Annotated in this window: 12 protein-coding genes and 1 other RNA gene; 3 read left to right on the plus strand and 10 right to left on the minus strand. The window is 74.0% G+C overall.

Translation table 11 applies throughout. The features are described from left to right. Positions 1–94 precede the first annotated feature (94 nt). The 7 genes from IG69_RS0107450 to IG69_RS0107480 form a co-directional block, all read right to left on the minus strand. Entirely contained in the window at positions 95–1,861 is a 1,767-nt protein-coding gene (locus IG69_RS0107450) for a DEAD/DEAH box helicase (protein ID WP_030527534.1), read from the minus strand. Positions 1,862–1,956: 95 nt separating this feature from the next. Beyond that, positions 1,957–2,949: a zinc metalloprotease gene (locus IG69_RS0107455; RefSeq protein WP_030527535.1), complete on the minus strand. Its 993-nt coding sequence runs from the start codon at positions 2,947–2,949 to the stop codon at positions 1,957–1,959. A 199-nt stretch (positions 2,950–3,148) separates the two neighbouring features. After that, entirely contained in the window at positions 3,149–3,457 is a 309-nt protein-coding gene (locus tag IG69_RS0107460) for a DUF3039 domain-containing protein (RefSeq protein ID WP_030527536.1), read from the minus strand. A 59-nt stretch (positions 3,458–3,516) separates the two neighbouring features. After that, entirely contained in the window at positions 3,517–4,074 is a 558-nt protein-coding gene (locus IG69_RS0107465; RefSeq protein WP_030527537.1) for a YqgE/AlgH family protein, read from the minus strand. Further along, on the minus strand, positions 4,071–6,242 hold the full coding sequence (locus IG69_RS0107470; protein WP_030527538.1) for a DEAD/DEAH box helicase: 2,172 nt from the start codon (positions 6,240–6,242) through the stop codon (positions 4,071–4,073). Before IG69_RS0107470 ends, IG69_RS0107465 begins: the two co-directional genes overlap by 4 nt. A 221-nt stretch (positions 6,243–6,463) precedes the next feature. Continuing rightward, positions 6,464–6,844: a VanZ family protein gene (locus tag IG69_RS0107475; protein WP_030527539.1), complete on the minus strand. Its 381-nt coding sequence runs from the start codon at positions 6,842–6,844 to the stop codon at positions 6,464–6,466. Then, positions 6,841–8,268 (minus strand): NAD-dependent malic enzyme, encoded by a 1,428-nt coding sequence (locus IG69_RS0107480; RefSeq protein ID WP_030527540.1) that lies wholly within the window; start codon positions 8,266–8,268, stop codon positions 6,841–6,843. Before IG69_RS0107480 ends, IG69_RS0107475 begins: the two co-directional genes overlap by 4 nt. 83 nt (positions 8,269–8,351) lie before the next feature. Here IG69_RS0107480 and IG69_RS0107485 point away from each other — a divergent pair, with 83 nt between their 5' ends. Then, a complete protein-coding gene (locus IG69_RS0107485) occupies positions 8,352–8,972 on the plus strand; it encodes an SIMPL domain-containing protein (RefSeq protein WP_030527541.1) in 621 nt (206 codons plus the stop codon). Next, complete coding sequence (locus IG69_RS0107490) at positions 8,969–9,583, plus strand: YgjV family protein (protein ID WP_030527542.1); 615 nt, start codon at positions 8,969–8,971, stop codon at positions 9,581–9,583. Before IG69_RS0107485 ends, IG69_RS0107490 begins: the two co-directional genes overlap by 4 nt. Before the next feature lie 79 nt (positions 9,584–9,662). Here the strand turns inward: IG69_RS0107490 and ssrA are convergent. Together ssrA and IG69_RS0107495 are read right to left on the minus strand one after the other, a co-directional pair. Beyond that, positions 9,663–10,030: a transfer-messenger RNA gene (ssrA, locus tag IG69_RS21560) on the minus strand. Between the two features lie 143 nt (positions 10,031–10,173). Beyond that, positions 10,174–10,794 (minus strand): hypothetical protein, encoded by a 621-nt coding sequence (locus IG69_RS0107495; protein WP_030527543.1) that lies wholly within the window; start codon positions 10,792–10,794, stop codon positions 10,174–10,176. A 161-nt stretch (positions 10,795–10,955) separates the two neighbouring features. On the opposite strand from IG69_RS0107495, the gene IG69_RS0107500 reads away from it, so the two are divergent. After that, positions 10,956–14,339 (plus strand): pyruvate carboxylase, encoded by a 3,384-nt coding sequence (locus IG69_RS0107500; protein ID WP_030527544.1) that lies wholly within the window; start codon positions 10,956–10,958, stop codon positions 14,337–14,339. Here the strand turns inward: IG69_RS0107500 and IG69_RS0107505 are convergent. After that, positions 14,328–15,116, minus strand: coding sequence for a DinB family protein (locus IG69_RS0107505; protein ID WP_051750336.1), 789 nt, complete (start codon positions 15,114–15,116; stop codon positions 14,328–14,330). The genes IG69_RS0107500 and IG69_RS0107505 overlap by 12 nt on opposite strands. Positions 15,117–15,212: the final 96 nt, after the last annotated feature.

Below are 15,212 nucleotides of genomic sequence, written 5' to 3' on the forward strand. Positions count from 1 at the left end.
GCGGCCGGTGCGCGACGAGGGCGTGGCCGTTCTCTCAGGATGCGCCGAGCATCCGGTGAACAGCAGGTAGAGCCGGCGCACGACCGCCGAGCGGTCAGCGGCGGCCGACGAACCAGTTGCGGATCTTCGCGATCCGCTCGGTGACCTGCTCGCTCGTCGCGGACGCGAGCTCCGGACCACCGCAGGCCCGGCGCAGCTCCATGTGGACGTTGGCGTGCGGGGCCCCGGTCTTGCTCGAGTACGCCGCGACGAGCTTGTTGAGCTCCTTGCGCTGCGCGGCGAGGGCGCGGTGCTGGGCCACCGGCGTCGGCCCCTGCGCGGTCTGCGGCCGGGCCGAGCTCCCCTTGGCCTGCTTGGCCTGGCGCTCGTGGAGGAGCATCGCCACCTGGTCCGGCTCGAGCAGCCCCGGCAGGCCGAGGTAGTCCTGCTCCTCCTCGGAGCCGACCTCGGCGTGCAGGCCGAACTGCTTGGCGTCGAAGAGCACGTGGTCGAAGTGCGCGTCGGACTCCAGCGCCTCGAAGCGGGACTCGTCGAGCCCGAGGGTCTTCTCGGTCCGGTTGGCGGCGGCGAGCATCCCCTCCTCCTCGGCCCACAGCGACGCCTCGTCCTCGTCGCTGCTCGGGCGGTTGAGCGCGTGGTCGCGCTCCTCCTCCATCGTCGCGGCGAGCTGGAGGATGATCGGCACCGACGGCAGGAACACCGACGCGGTCTCGCCGCGACGACGGGCCCGGACGAAGCGACCGACGGCCTGGGCGAAGAACAGCGGGGTCGAGGTCGAGGTGGCGTAGACGCCGACGGCCAGGCGCGGGACGTCGACGCCCTCGGAGACCATCCGGACCGCGACCATCCAGCGCGCCTCGCTCTGGCTGAACTCCTCGATCCGTGAGCTCGCGCCCGCGTCGTCGGAGAGCACGACGGTCGTCTTCTCGCCGGTGATGTCCGTGAGGATGCGTGCGTACGCGCGGGCCGCGTTCTGGTTGGAGGCGATGACGAGGCCGCCGGCGTCCGGCACGTGCCGGCGCACCTCGGACAGTCGCTTGTCGGCGGCGCTGAGCACCGCCGGGATCCACTCGCCCTTGGGGTCGAGCGCGGTGCGCCACGCGTGCGCGGTGATGTCCTTGGTCAGGGGCTCCCCGAGCCGGGCCGCGACCTCGTCGCCGGCCTTGGTGCGCCAGCGCATCGCGCCGCCGTAGGCGAGGAAGAGGACCGGGCGCACGACACCGTCGCGGAGCGCGGCCGCGTAGCCGTAGTTGTAGTCCGACCCCGAGCGCAGGATGCCCGCGGCGTCCATCTCGTAGCGCACGAACGGGATCGGGTTGGTGTCGGAGCGGAACGGCGTCCCGGTCAGCGAGAGGCGCCGCGTGGCCGGCGTGAACGCCTCGCGGATACCGTCGCCCCACGAGCGGGCGTCGCCGCCGTGGTGGATCTCGTCGAGGATGACGAGCGTCGGCTCGGCCTCCGTGCGCCGCTTGTGCAGGGCCGAGTTGGCCGCGACCTGCGCGTACGTCAGAGCCACGCCGTGGTACTCGCTCGACTGCACGCCGGCGCCGTTGGAGAACGACGGGTTGAGCTGGATGCCGACCCGGCCCGCGGCATCGGCCCACTGCGTCTTGAGGTGCTCGGTCGGGGCGACGACGGTGACCGCCCGGATGACGCCGCGGTCGAGCAGCTCGGTGGCGATCCGCAGCGCGTACGTCGTCTTGCCGGCGCCGGGCGTCGCGACCGCGAGGAAGTCCTTCTCCTGGCGGGCCAGGTAGGCGGCCAGGGCCTCCTCCTGCCACGCGCGGAGCTTCGACGCGGTACCCCACGCGGCCCGCTCGGGATAGGCGGGGGGCAGGTGTCCGGCAGCAGAGGTACTCATGGGCGACGGCCACGATAACCGGCCGCCGGACGACACACCGAAGGCCCCGGCGGATTGCGCCGGGGCCCTCGGTCTGTGCTAGCCGAGATGGCCGGTCAGACGTTGCGGTAGGCGAGCCACGCGTTCTGCATCCGGGTGGCCTGGCCGGTCGTGAAGGTGTTCATGCACGCGTCGTCCGAGTAGTCCATGAAGTTGGTGATCGGGTCGAGGCCGGCGGTGCCGCAGGTGTCGCGGCCGGTGGGGCAGCCGTAGGCCGGCGAGGCCTCGGCCGGGGTGTCGGAGACCGAGTCACCGCTGCCCGAGCAGCCGCCCTGGAAGGTGTGGTAGAGGTTCATCCAGTGGCCGACCTCGTGCGTGCCGGTGTCGCCCTGGTTGTACGGCGCGGCCGTGCCGCCGGGCACCGACTGGTCGAGGATGACGACGCCGTCCATGACGTCCTGCCTCGCCTTTGGGAAGGTCGCCCACCCGAGCAGGCCGCCGCCGAGGTTCGCGGTGTAGAGGTTGAGGTCGCCCATGTTGCCCTTGCGCAGGGCGGTCTTCATCTGGCGCTCCTGCGTGGTGCCGTCGGTCAGGCCCTGGTACCAGGAGGCGTTGGTCGTCGTGTCCGTGCCGGCCAGGCGGAAGGAGAACCCGGCCGAGGAGTAGGCGTTGTTGAGGACCGAGATCTGGTTGTTGATCTGGGTGCTCGTCAGCCTGCCGTTCGTGCCGTCGGTGATGACGTGGACGTAGACGTCGACGACGCCCCCGGCGAAGGCCGCGACGGGCTTCTTGTTCGAGGCGGCGGCCGAGCGCTGCGCCGACTGCGTGACGGCCTTGCCGTCGGTGCGGGTGTCGTAGCCCTTCGCCGCGAGCGCCTTGGCCATCGCGGCGTCGTTCGCCTTGGTCTGCGCCGGGGTCAGCTCGTGCGGGTCGGCCCGGTTCGGCCCCGCGGCGTGACGGCCGCCCACGACGTCGCTGTGCACGGTGCACTCGGCCGACTGGGCGGTGTCCGCCGCCATCGGGCGGGCCTGGGCCGAGGACAGGGGCACGAGGGAGCCGGCCGCGCCGAGGGTGAGGGCGGCGAGGGCCGTGAGGGAACGAGTACGCATGGGCGTCCTTCCGGGAGTCAGCCCGGTCGGTCGACCGGGGCACCCGCAGGACGCTAGGCGCGCCTCCGGACCGACGGGGTCAGCCCGCGGTCAGGGTTGCGTAAGACCTCCGCCTCCCGCGATACGCGCCCGACGACTGCTGCGGGTCAGGCCCGCGTAAGGACTCGGTCAACTCCGGCGGGAGACTCTCAGCCCCGTCTCAGTCGCCGTCCTCCGGCGGTCGCAGGCCCTCGTAGATCTCCTTGCAGGTCGGGCAGACCGGGAAGCGGTCGGGGTTGCGCCCGGGGATCCAGACCTTGCCGCACAGGGCCGTCACCGGCTCCCCCGACAGCGCGCTCTCGAGGATCTTCTCCTTGCGGACGTAGTGCGCGAAGCGCTCGTGGTCGCCGGGCTCGGCGACCTCGGGGACGGTCTCGGTGCGCTCGAGGACGGCCGTCTGCGTCTGCGGGCCGTCGGGCTGCCCCTGCGGCGCGTTCGGGTCGCTGGGCGGCGGCATCGTCTCGCTCATGGGCAGCAGGGTACGCGCTCGTCCTGCGGGGCCTCCCGGACGCCGGCGGGCCCACGGCGTCAGTTGAGCGAGGGGTCCGGCGGGTAGAGCGCCATCCAGCGCAGCGGCTCGGGCTGGCGGCGCAGCACCCGCTGCCACAGGTCGACCGGGTGGTCGGTGAAGGCGTCGGCGCTCTCGGTGTCGACGACGAACCACGACCCCGTCGCGATCTCCTCCTCGAGCTGGCCCGGGGACCACCCGGCGTAGCCCGCGAAGATGCGCAGGCCCGACAGCTCGGGGACGACGAGCGGGGGCGGGGTGTCGAGGTCGACGAGGGCGACGGCGCCGAACAGTCGGCGCACCCCGGTCGGCTCGGGCGAGTCGCCGGGAACGGCGACCAGCCCGAGCGCGGAGTCCAGCTGGACCGGCCCGCCCTGGAAGAGGGTGGCCGGCCGGCTGGCGTGCTCCTCCCAGCCGGGCAGGACCGAGTCGATGCCGGCGTCGACGGGGCGGTTGAGCACGACGCCCTGCGCCCCGTCGTCGCCGTGGTGCAGCACGAGGACGACACTGCGGTGGAAGACGCCCTCCTCGATCTGCGGGGTGGCGACGAGGAGGCGCCCGGTGGTGGTGGCGCTCACGCGCCCATTCTGCCCCCGCGACCCTGCGGACGACCGCCGCTGCGGCCACCCTGCGGGCGACCGCCGCGCGGACCACCCCGGTGCGGGCCACCGCGGCGCGGGCCGCCCCGGCCCTGCGGCTTGGCCTCGAGCAGCGGGCGCCAGACCTCGTCGGGCACGGGGACGCCGCTCGGGGCGACGCCACCGAGCGCGGAGACGGTCGCGTCGCCGGGGGCCACCTTGGCGACCTGCGCCTCGGCGCCGGCCCCCTCGATGATCCGGGTGACCATCTTGCGCTGGTGCGGGAGGGCGAGCATGACGACGGCGCCCTCCTCCCCGGCGCGGGCCGTGCGGCCGGCGCGGTGCAGGTAGTCCTTGTGGTCGGTCGGCGGGTCGACCTGGACGACCATCCCGATGTCGTCGACGTGGATGCCGCGCGCGGCGACGTCGGTGGCGACGAGCACGGGGACGCGGCCGTCGCGGAAGGCGCCGAGGACGCGGTTGCGCACGCCCTGCGAGAGCCCGCCGTGCAGCGCCGCGGCGAGGACACCGCGCTCGCGCAGCTCGCGGGCGATGCGCTCGGCCCCGAGCTGGGTGCGGGCGAAGACGACCGTGCGGCCGGCGCGGGAGCACAGCTCGGCGGTGAGGGTCTTCTTGTCCTGCGGGTCGATGAGGAGCACGTGGTGGCTCATCGTCGTCACCGCGGCCTGCGCGTCGTCGGTCGAGTGGGTCACCGGGTCGACGAGGTACTTCTCCACCAGGGTGTCGACGCCGCGGTCGAGCGTGGCCGAGAAGAGCAGGCGCTGCCCGCCCTCGGGCACGGCGTCGAGGATCGCGGTGACCTCGGGGACGAAGCCCATGTCGGCCATGTGGTCGGCCTCGTCGAGGATGGCGACCTCGACCCCGCCGAGCTCGACGGCGCCGCGCTCCATCAGGTCGACGAGGCGGCCCGGCGTCGCGACGAGGAGGTGCACGCCGCGGTTGAGCGCCGAGATCTGGCCCTCGTAGGACAGGCCGCCGGCGACGAGCCGGTGCTTGAGGCCGGTCACGTGGACGAACGGCTCGAGCGCGTCGCTGACCTGCATCGCGAGCTCGCGGGTCGGCACGAGGACGAGCGCCCGCGGGCGGCGCGGCTCGGGGCGCACACCGTCGGCGAGGCGCGCGATGGTCGGCAGGCCGAAGGCGAGGGTCTTGCCGGAGCCGGTACGGCCCCGGCCGAGGACGTCGCGGCCCGCGAGCGCGTCGGGGATCGTCGCGGCCTGGATCGGGAACGGCTCGGTGATGCCGTCGCGGGCGAGGCGCTCGACGAGGCGCTCGGGCAGGCCGAGGGCGGCGAAGCCGTTGTCCTCGGTCACCTCACGCGGGCCACCGGCCGCGACCGAGCGGTACGCGGTCCAGGTGTCGGCCTCGGCGCGCTCGGCCTCGGCCTCCTCGAAGCTGCGCGGCGCCTCGTAGCCACGCTGCTCGACGTGGCGGCCCTCGTGGCGGTCGCGCCGCACGGGGTCGGCGACGCGCGGCGAGCGCTCACGGAAGGGACGGTCGCCGCGCTCGCGGCGGGGGCGTTCGTCGTGGGGACGGTGGACGCGGCGCTCCTCGCCGTCGCCGGAGACCCAGCGGCGGGGCCGGTCCTCGCGCTCGAAGCGCTGCGGGCGGTCCTCGCGCTGGACGCGCGCCGGACGCTCGTCCCGCTGGAAGCGGTCGTCACGACGCGGACGGTCCTCGCGCTCGAACCGCTGCGGACGGTCCTCGCGCTGGAAGCGCGCCGGACGCTCGTCCCGCTGGAAGCGGTCGTCACGACGCGGACGGTCGTCCCGCGCGAAGCGCGCCGGACGGTCCTCGCGCTGGAAGCCGGCGTCCCGACGCGGACGGTCGTCCCGCTGGACGCGCTGCGGACGGTCCTCGCGCTGGAACCGCACCGGGCGCTCGTCCCGCTGGAAGCGGTCGTCACGACGCGGACGGTCCTCGCGCTGGAGCCCCTCGCGACGCTCGCTGCGGGCGGGGCGGTCACCGCGGCGCGGGTCCTCGCGGTCCCAGCGCGGCGAGCGCTCGGCCCGGGGGCGCTTGGTGCGCTCGGTGGTCTCGGTGCTGCGGGCGGACTGGCCGCGGTGCGGCTTCTTGGGGCCCTTCTGGGCCTCCGCCTTCTGGGCAGCGGTCCAACGGGCCTTGGGCCCGGATGCCTTCTTGGGCATGGGTGATTCACCTTCGTGGTTCGTCGTTCGGTTGACAGACACGTCGTCAACCGGTGGCGAACCAGCACGGACAACGAGCCTCGGGGCCGTCTGTGGCCCTGGGTGGCCGGTTCGACCTCGCGGTGTCACCGGCGGACCGGGTGGGAGTGGTGTGGAGCGGCCCGCACTCTGCGGGCATCGGCGCGGCCAGGCGCCGGGCCACCTCGGTCAAGGGGTCCAGTCTACCAGCGCGCGGGGGCGCTCCCGGCCACGCGCCGACGGGCGAGGGTCACGCCGAGGAGCACCCCGAGCGCGACACCGGTGAGGTCGGCGACCGCGTCGAGAGGGTCACCGCTGCGCGCCGGCAGGAGCGTGGCCTGCACGACCTCGCTGAGGACGGCGTGGGCCGCGAAGACCCCGGCGGCCCAGCGCACCCGGACGCCCGCCAGCACGGCGAGGGCCACCGGGACGAGGAAGACCGCGAGGTGGACCACCTTGTCGGCGTTCGGGAACGGGTCGACGCCCGGCGCCCGCGGGACGTAGAGCACGACGAGCTGGACGAGCGTCGCGGCCAGCGCGAGCGCCCCGGCCACGCGACCGGGGCGCGAGGACGCCGCCGTCACGCGTCGGGGTCGTCGTGGACGCCCTCGACGCCCTCGACGGCACGGCGCACGGCGTCCGCGACGGTGCTCGTGACGTCCGGGTGGAAGACGCTCGGGATGATGTACGTCGCGTTGAGCTCCTCCTCGGTCACGACGCCCGCGAGGGCGTCGGCCGCGGCGAGGAGCACCTCCATCGTCACGTGGCTGCTCGCCGCGTCGATGAGGCCGCGGAAGACACCGGGGAAGACGAGGACGTTGTTGATCTGGTTCGCGAAGTCCGAGCGACCGGTCGCGACGACGGCGGCGTGCCGGGCGGCGATCTCGGGGTCGATCTCGGGCACCGGGTTGGCCATCGCGAAGACGACCGAGCCGGGAGCCATCGAGGCGACCGCCTCCTCCGAGAGGATATTCGGGGCCGAGACGCCGAGGAAGACGTCGGCGCCGCGGACCGCGTCGGCGAGCGAGCCGCTGATGTCGTCGGGGTTGGTGTGCTCGGCGATCCACGCGTGGTTCGGGTGGTCGCCCGAGAGGACGTCGGCGCGGTCGCGGTGGACGACGCCGTCGACGTCGGCGACGACGACGTGGCGCGCCCCGGCGTGGAGCATGAGCTTGAGGATCGCGGTGCCGGCCGCGCCTGCGCCGCTCATCACGAGGCGCACGTCCTCGAGCCGCTTGCCGACGACGCGCAGGGCGTTGCGCAGCGCGGCGAGCGCGACGATCGCCGTGCCGTGCTGGTCGTCGTGGAAGACCGGGATGTCGAGCTCCTCGCGCAGGCGCGCCTCGACCTCGAAGCAGCGCGGCGCCGAGATGTCCTCGAGGTTGATGCCGGCGAACCCGGGGGCGATGGCCTTCACCGTGCGGATGATCTCGTCGACGTCGGTGGTGTCGAGGCAGATCGGGAAGGCGTCGATGTCGGCGAAGCGCTTGAACAGGGCCGCCTTGCCCTCCATGACCGGCAGCGCCGCCAGCGGGCCGATGTCGCCGAGCCCGAGCACCGCCGTGCCGTCGGTGACGACCGCCACGGTGTTGCGCTTGATCGTCAGGCGGCGGGCGTCGGCCGGGTTGTCGGCGATCGCCATGCAGACGCGGGCGACACCCGGCGTGTAGATGAGCGACAGGTCGTCACGGGTGCGGATCGGCACCTTGGACTCGACGGTCAGCTTGCCGCCGAGGTGCATGAGGAAGGTGCGGTCCGAGACCTTGCCGATCTCGACGCCCTCGACCGTGCGCATGACCGCGACGATCTCGTCGGCGTGGTCGACGTCGCGCGTGAGCATCGTCAGGTCGACCCGCATCCGCGCGTGCCCCGAGCCGGTGACGTCGAGGCCGGTGACGACCCCGCCCGCCTTCTCGATGAGGCTCGTCATCTCGCTGACCGCGGTCGGCCGGGCGGGCAGGACGAGGCGGACGGTGACGCTATTGGCGATGGAGGGCGCGGCGGGCATGCGGTCGATCTAACCGCGTACCGGCAGGTATCCCGAATCGGGGTCCGTGGTGCGGTCGCCCCCGCGCCGCTACCGTGACCCGCATGTCGGACCACGTGGACGTGACCGGCACCGGCAACGCCGGTGCACCGCCCGACGTCGTCGTCCTCGACGTGCGGGTGCACGTCGACGGCCCCGACGTCGCCTCCGCGCTCTCCGGCCTCGCCGACCGGCTCGCCGCAGCGGTCGCCGCCGCCGACGACCACGGGGTCCGCGACGCCGACCGGCGCACGACCGGGATGGGCGTCTCGCCGCGCTGGGACCGGGAAGGGCAGGGGGTCGTCGGGTACACGGCGCACCAGTCGCTGCGCCTGCGCGTGCGGGACCGGGACCGGGCCGGGGCCGTCATCTCGGCGCTCGCCGGGGCGGCCGGTGACGCCCTGGCCGTCGACGGGGTCTCGCTCGAGGTCGCCGACCCGGCTCCCCTGCTCGTGCGCGCGCGGGACGCCGCGTTCGCCGACGCGCAGGAGCGGGCCGACCAGTGGGCGCGCCTCGCCGGCCGGCCGCTCGGGCCGGTGCTGCGCGTCCGCGAGGCGCCGATGGGCGGCCCGGTGCCCATGCCCAAGGCGCGCTTCGCCTCGGCCGATGCGGGCGTCCCCCTCGAGGGTGGCGAGTCGGTCGTCGGGGTCGAGGTGCAGGTCCGCTTCGCGCTGGGCGAGCCGTGACCTGGGTCGACGCGCTCGGCTGGTTCGGGTCCGCGCTGCTCGTCTTCTCGCTGCTGCAGGCCCGCATCCTGCGGCTGCGTGTGCTCAACACGGTCGCCTGCGTCATCCTCGTCGTCTTCAACGCGGTGCTCGGGGTCTGGCCGATGGTCGCGATGAACGTCGTCCTCGCCGGCATCAACCTGTGGTTCATCGTCCGGATGCTCCGGGAGCGGGGTGACGAGCGGGCCTTCGCCGTCGTCCCGGTGCGCGGGGACGACGGCTACCTGCTGCACGTCCTGCACCTGTGGGCCGGGGACATCGCCCGCTTCTTCCCCGGGTTCACCGCCGGGACGGACCCCTCGCGCTCGACGTGGCTCGTGCAGCACGGCGACGAGACGGCCGGCGTCATCGTCGTCCGCGACGTCGGCGACGGCACGGCCGAGGTCGAGCTGGACTACGTGACCCCGCGGTTCCGCGACTTCGCGCCGGGCGAGTTCGTCTTCCGCCGGTCCGGCCTCTTCCGCGAGCTCGGGGTCCGTCGGGTGCTCACCGCGCCCGGGATGGTCGCGCCGTATTACGACCGGCTCGGCTTCACCCGCGAGGGCGAGCGCTACCGCCTCGACCTCGCCTGAGCCGCCCCGCACGTGGACGACCCGGGCCCTCGGGAAGGAGGGCCCGGGTCGTCTGCGGGGCAGGCGTGGGAATGCGCCGTGGTGGAGGTGGCGGGAATCGAACCCGCGTCCACTGACGGGAGACCAGGGCTTCTCCGGGTGCAGTGCGCTGTGGATTTTCTCGGCCCCGGGGCTCGCACGCACACGTTCCCCGACAGGCCCAGCCGAGTGAGAGTCCCGCGTCGCCCCTCGGCGTGACGACGCAGCAAGATCTCTAGATGACGCTGGTTACTGAGCCGAGATCATGCTCAGGCCAACGGACTTCGGGCTCGCTCAGGCGGCGAGGGCGAAGTCGGTGCGCTTGGAATCGGCACCTATTGGTTTGCACGGAGCGTTTGACGAGATGACCGTGCCTCCTCGACCCGCTTCCCACTGGACATCCGACCAATGTCGAAACCGATCACCCCCCTGAGGGGAGCACTCCCACGCTGTTGAGTTGTCACGGCGGCACAGGGCCACCGCACTGCCAGTATGCCGTGCAACACCGACACGCCCCAACCCGATTCCCCGCGAGCCGTGGGGCGGCCACGAGCGTCGGTCCCCGGGACGGGTCAGGTGGCGGGGACGGCCGGGTCGGCGCCCGGCGCGGCGGTCGGGCTCGGCACCGGGCCGGTGCCCTCACCGGTGCCCTGGGTCCCGTCACTGCTCGGGATCCCGTCACTGCCCTGGGTCGGGTCGCTCGGCGTCGTGGAGGGCTCGGTGGCCGTCGGCTGCGGCGAGGACTCGCCGGTCGAGGGCGTCGGGCTCGGCGTGGGGGTCGGGGTGTCCGTGGGGGTCGGGCTGCTCGAGGGCACGGGCGTGCGCGAGGCGCCCGGCCGCAGCCAGAGGTCCTGCGGGCTGACGAACGGCGGGCCGGGCAGCGCTGTGGCGGTCGGGGACGGCGAGGCCGTCGGGTCCGCGAGGGTCGGCGAGGGCAGCGACGGCACCGTCCCCGGCCCCGAGCGGGGCCCCGGGCCGGTGGCGGTCGGCGTCGGCGTGGGCGACGGGGTCGTCGGGGTGGGCGTCGGGCTGACCGAGGGCGTGGGCTCGGGCCTGCCGTCGAGCGCGGACAGGCCGCCGGGCTGCAGCGCGACCATCCCGACGACGGCCGCGACACCTGCGCAGGCGGCAGCGACCACCTGCAGCACGCCGACGCGTGCGGAGGTGGGTGCACCCCTGCGGTACCCCTGCACGACAGACAGGCTAAGCGCAACCGGAACGCATTCGGGACATCCGAACGGTCGATGCGGTGTCGCGTCCGGGTGTCCCGCCCGCTCCCGTGGACGTCGGGACACCGGTGTGTCGCGCGTCACTAGGGTGGGCCGTGCCGCTCCCCGACGCCCGGAGGTCCGCCGTGTTCCAGAAGATCCTCGTCGCCAACCGCGGGGACATCGCCGTCCGCGCGTTCCGCGCCGCCACCGAGCTCGGGGCCAAGACGGTCGCGGTCTTCCCGCACGAGGACCGCACCTCCGAGCACCGGCTCAAGGCGGACGAGTCCTACGAGATCGGCGAGGTCGGCCACCCCGTCCGCGCTTACCTCGACCACGCGAACATCGTCCGGGTCGCGGTCGACTGCGGCGCCGACGCGGTCTACCCCGGCTACGGCTTCCTGTCGGAGAACCCGGACCTCGCGGAGGCGTGCGAGGCCGCCGGCATCACCTTCATCGGCCCGCCGGCCTCCGCGCTGCACCTCGCGGGCAACAAGGCCCGGGCGATCGCCGCGGCCCGGGAGGCCGGCCTGCCGACGCTGCGCGGCGCCGAGCCGACGACCGACCTCGACGCGCTGGCCGCCGCGGCCGAGGAGATCGGCTTCCCGGTCTTCGTCAAGGCCGTCTCCGGCGGTGGCGGGCGCGGGATGCGCCGGGTCGACGAGCGGGCGCAGCTGCGGGACTCGCTCGAGGCCGCCCAGCGCGAGGCCGACGCGGCCTTCGGCGACCCGACGCTCTACCTCGAGGAGGCCGTGGTCCGGCCGCGGCACATCGAGGTCCAGGTGCTCGCCGACGCCACCGGCACCGTCCTGCACCTCTTCGAACGCGACTGCTCGGTGCAGCGCCGCCACCAGAAGGTCGTCGAGATCGCGCCCGCTCCGAACCTCGACCCCGAGGTCCGCGCGAGCATGTGCGCGGACGCCGTGCGCTTCGCCGAGACCATCGGCTACCGCAACGCCGGCACGGTCGAGTTCCTCCTCGGCGAGGACGGTCGCTACGTCTTCATCGAGATGAACCCGCGCATCCAGGTCGAGCACACCGTGACCGAGGAGGTCACCGACATCGACCTCGTCGTCTCGCAGATGCGGATCGCCGCCGGCGAGACCCTCGAGGACCTCGGGCTGCGCCAGGAGGACATCCGCACCCGCGGCGCCGCGCTCCAGTGCCGCATCACGACCGAGGACCCGGCCAACGGCTTCCGTCCGGACGCCGGCCAGATCACCGTCTACCGCTCGGCCGGCGGCGGTGGCGTGCGCCTCGACGGCGGCACCGTGTTCGTCGGCGCGCAGGTCAGCCCCCACTTCGACTCCATGCTCGTCAAGCTGACCTGCCGCGGCAGCGACTTCGGCGTGGCCGTCCGGCGGGCGCGACGGGCGTTGGCGGAGTTCCGGATCCGCGGCGTCTCGACGAACATCCCCTTCCTCGAGGCCGTCCTCGCCGACCCCGTCTTCCAGCGGGGAGAGGCGACGACCGGCTTCATCGACGAGCGCCCCCAGCTCCTCGAGGCGCGGATGGGCGGCGACCGCGGCACGAAGCTGCTGCAGTACCTCGCCGACGTCAGCGTCAACCAGCCGCACGGCCCCGCGACCACCCACCTCAAGCCGCGGACCAAGCTGCCGGCGCTCGACACCGACGCGCCGCTGCCGCCCGGCACCCGCGACCTCCTGCTGCGTGTCGGCCCGGCCGAGTTCGCCCGGCAGCTGCGCGAGCGCACCGACGTGCCGGTCACGGACACCACCTTCCGCGACGCCCACCAGTCGCTGCTGGCCACCCGGATGCGCACGCGCGACCTGCTGCACGTCGCCGGCCACGTCGCCCGCACCACCCCACAGCTGCTCTCGATGGAGGCCTGGGGCGGGGCCACCTACGACGTCGCGCTGCGCTTCCTCCACGAGGACCCGTGGGAGCGCCTGGCCCTGCTGCGCGAGGCGATGCCGAACATCCCGCTCCAGATGCTGCTGCGCGGGCGCAACACGGTCGGCTACACGCCGTACCCGACGAAGGTCACCGACGCGTTCGTCCACGAGGCGGCCCGCACCGGCCTCGACGTCTTCCGGATCTTCGACTCGCTCAACGACGTCTCGCAGATGCGTCCGGCGGTCGAGGCGGTGCTCGACACGGGGACCGCGGTCGCCGAGGTCGCCCTGTGCTACACCGGCAACCTCATGGACCCGGGCGAGCGGCTCTACACGCTCGACTACTACCTGCGCCTCGCCGAGGAGATCGTCGGCACCGGCGCGCACGTCCTCGCCATCAAGGACATGGCCGGGCTGCTGCGGGCGCCGGCGGCCCGGCGCCTCGTGACGGCCCTGCGCGAGAACTTCGACCTGCCGGTCCACCTGCACACGCACGACACCGCGGGCGGGCAGGTCGGCACGCTGCTCGCGGCCATCGACGCCGGGGTCGACGCCGTCGACGCGGCGACGGCGACGATGTCCGGGACGACGAGCCAGCCGAGCCTCTCGGCCCTCGTCGCGGCCACGGACGGCACCGAGCGCGAGACCGGCCTCGACATCGACGCCGTCTTCGCGCTCGAGCCCTACTGGGAGGCCGTGCGCCGCCTCTACGCGCCGTTCGAGTCCGGGCTCGCCTCCCCCACCGGCCGCGTCTACTTCCACGAGATCCCCGGCGGCCAGCTGTCGAACCTGCGCCAGCAGGCCATCGCGCTCGGGCTCGGCGACCGCTTCGAGGACGTCGAGGACATGTACGCCGCCGCGGACCGCATCCTCGGGCACCTCGTCAAGGTGACGCCCAGCAGCAAGGTCGTCGGTGACCTCGCGCTCGCCCTGGTCGGTGTCGGCGCGGACCCGGCGGACTTCGAGGAGAACCCGACCCGCTACGACATCCCGGACTCGGTCATCGGCTTTCTCGGTGGCGAGCTCGGCGACCCGCCCGGTGGCTGGCCCGAGCCGTTCCGGACCAAGGCGCTCCAGGGCCGCACCCCGAAGCCGCGCGTCACCGAGCTGACGCCCGAGCAGGAGGAGGCGCTCGTCACCGACACCCGGCGCACCCTCAACCAGCTGCTCTTCCCGGGGCCGACGCGCGAGTTCGAGGAGACCCGCGAGCTGTACGGCGACCTGTCGGTCCTCGGCACGATCGAGTTCCTCCACGGCCTCGAGCACGGTCAGGAGTACGAGGCCGAGATCGAGGCGGGCAAGCGGCTGCTCCTCGGCATCAGCTCGATCGGCGACCCGGACCGGCAGGGGATGCGCACGGTCATGTGCACCCTCAACGGGCAGTTCCGTCCGGTTCAGGTGCGCGACCGCTCGGTCGAGGTGGCGACCAAGGCCGCCGAGAAGGCCGACCCCGGGACGCCCGGCCACGTCGCGGCCCCGTTCGCCGGCGTCGTCACCCCGGTCGTCGCCGAGGGCGACACCGTCGAGGCCGGCGGCGTCGTCGCGACGATCGAGGCGATGAAGATGGAGGCGAGCATCACCTCGCCGACGGGTGGCACCGTCGATCGGCTGGCCATCTCCGGGCACCAGCAGGTCGAGGGCGGCGACCTCGTCCTCGTCGTGTCACCCGGCTGAGCTGCGCTCCCCCGCACGGGCGGCCAGGACGTCGAGGTCTCGCAGGGCGTAGCGCAGGTGCTCCCACTCCTCCTCGAGGACGGTGTGGAGGCAGGACCGCACGGTCTCCGGGTACTGCGGCGCCCACGGGGTGGCGCGGGTCGCGTCGAGCTCGTCGGCGGTCGTCGCGGCGAGCAGCTCGCGCACGTGGGCCGTCCGCTCGGCCCGGACGGCGAGCACCTCGGACCACGGCGGCGTGCCCGGCGCGAAGACCGACGGGTCGTGGCCGTCGGCGGCGTACTCGGCGTTCGGCATCCCCAGCGGGTGCCACGGGCGCTCGACCCCGAGCACCGCCCCCCGCACCCACGTGTCGGTGGCCATGACGAGGTGCCGCACCGTCTCGGCGAAGGACCACTCCCCGTCGACGGAGGCGTCGAGCGACCCCTGCGGCATCGACTCGGCCCGGGCCACCGCACCGGCCCAGGCCTGCTCGACCGCGGCCCAGGCGGCACGCAGGCCGTCGGGGTCCTCGGCCCGGCGCAGGGCCCGCCCGGGCATCCGCCGGTCGAGCTCGGCGTCGACGAAGCCGGTGACGTCGACGCCGTTGACGAGCAGGGTGCTCTCGCCGTCGAGCAGCCAGGGCGCGTCGATCTCCGCGCCGGCGACGTCGACCGCCCGCAGGACGGCGCCCGAGAGGTCGCAGCGCACGAAGCGCGCCTCGCGCAGGTCCCGGTCGACGAAGCGCGCCGACGGCTCGGGCTGCTCGGTGGAGGTGTCGGGCGACTCGCTGGGGACCACCGCGGGAGCATCCCACGACCGCACGGCCGCCGTCGCCCCGAGGGCGTGGTGGTGGATGCCGTTGAAGGGCCGCGACCTGCGGCGTCGAATGTTCGT

It is taken from the genome of Phycicoccus jejuensis, from assembly GCF_000720925.1.
Lineage (GTDB): Bacteria > Actinomycetota > Actinomycetes > Actinomycetales > Dermatophilaceae > Phycicoccus > Phycicoccus jejuensis.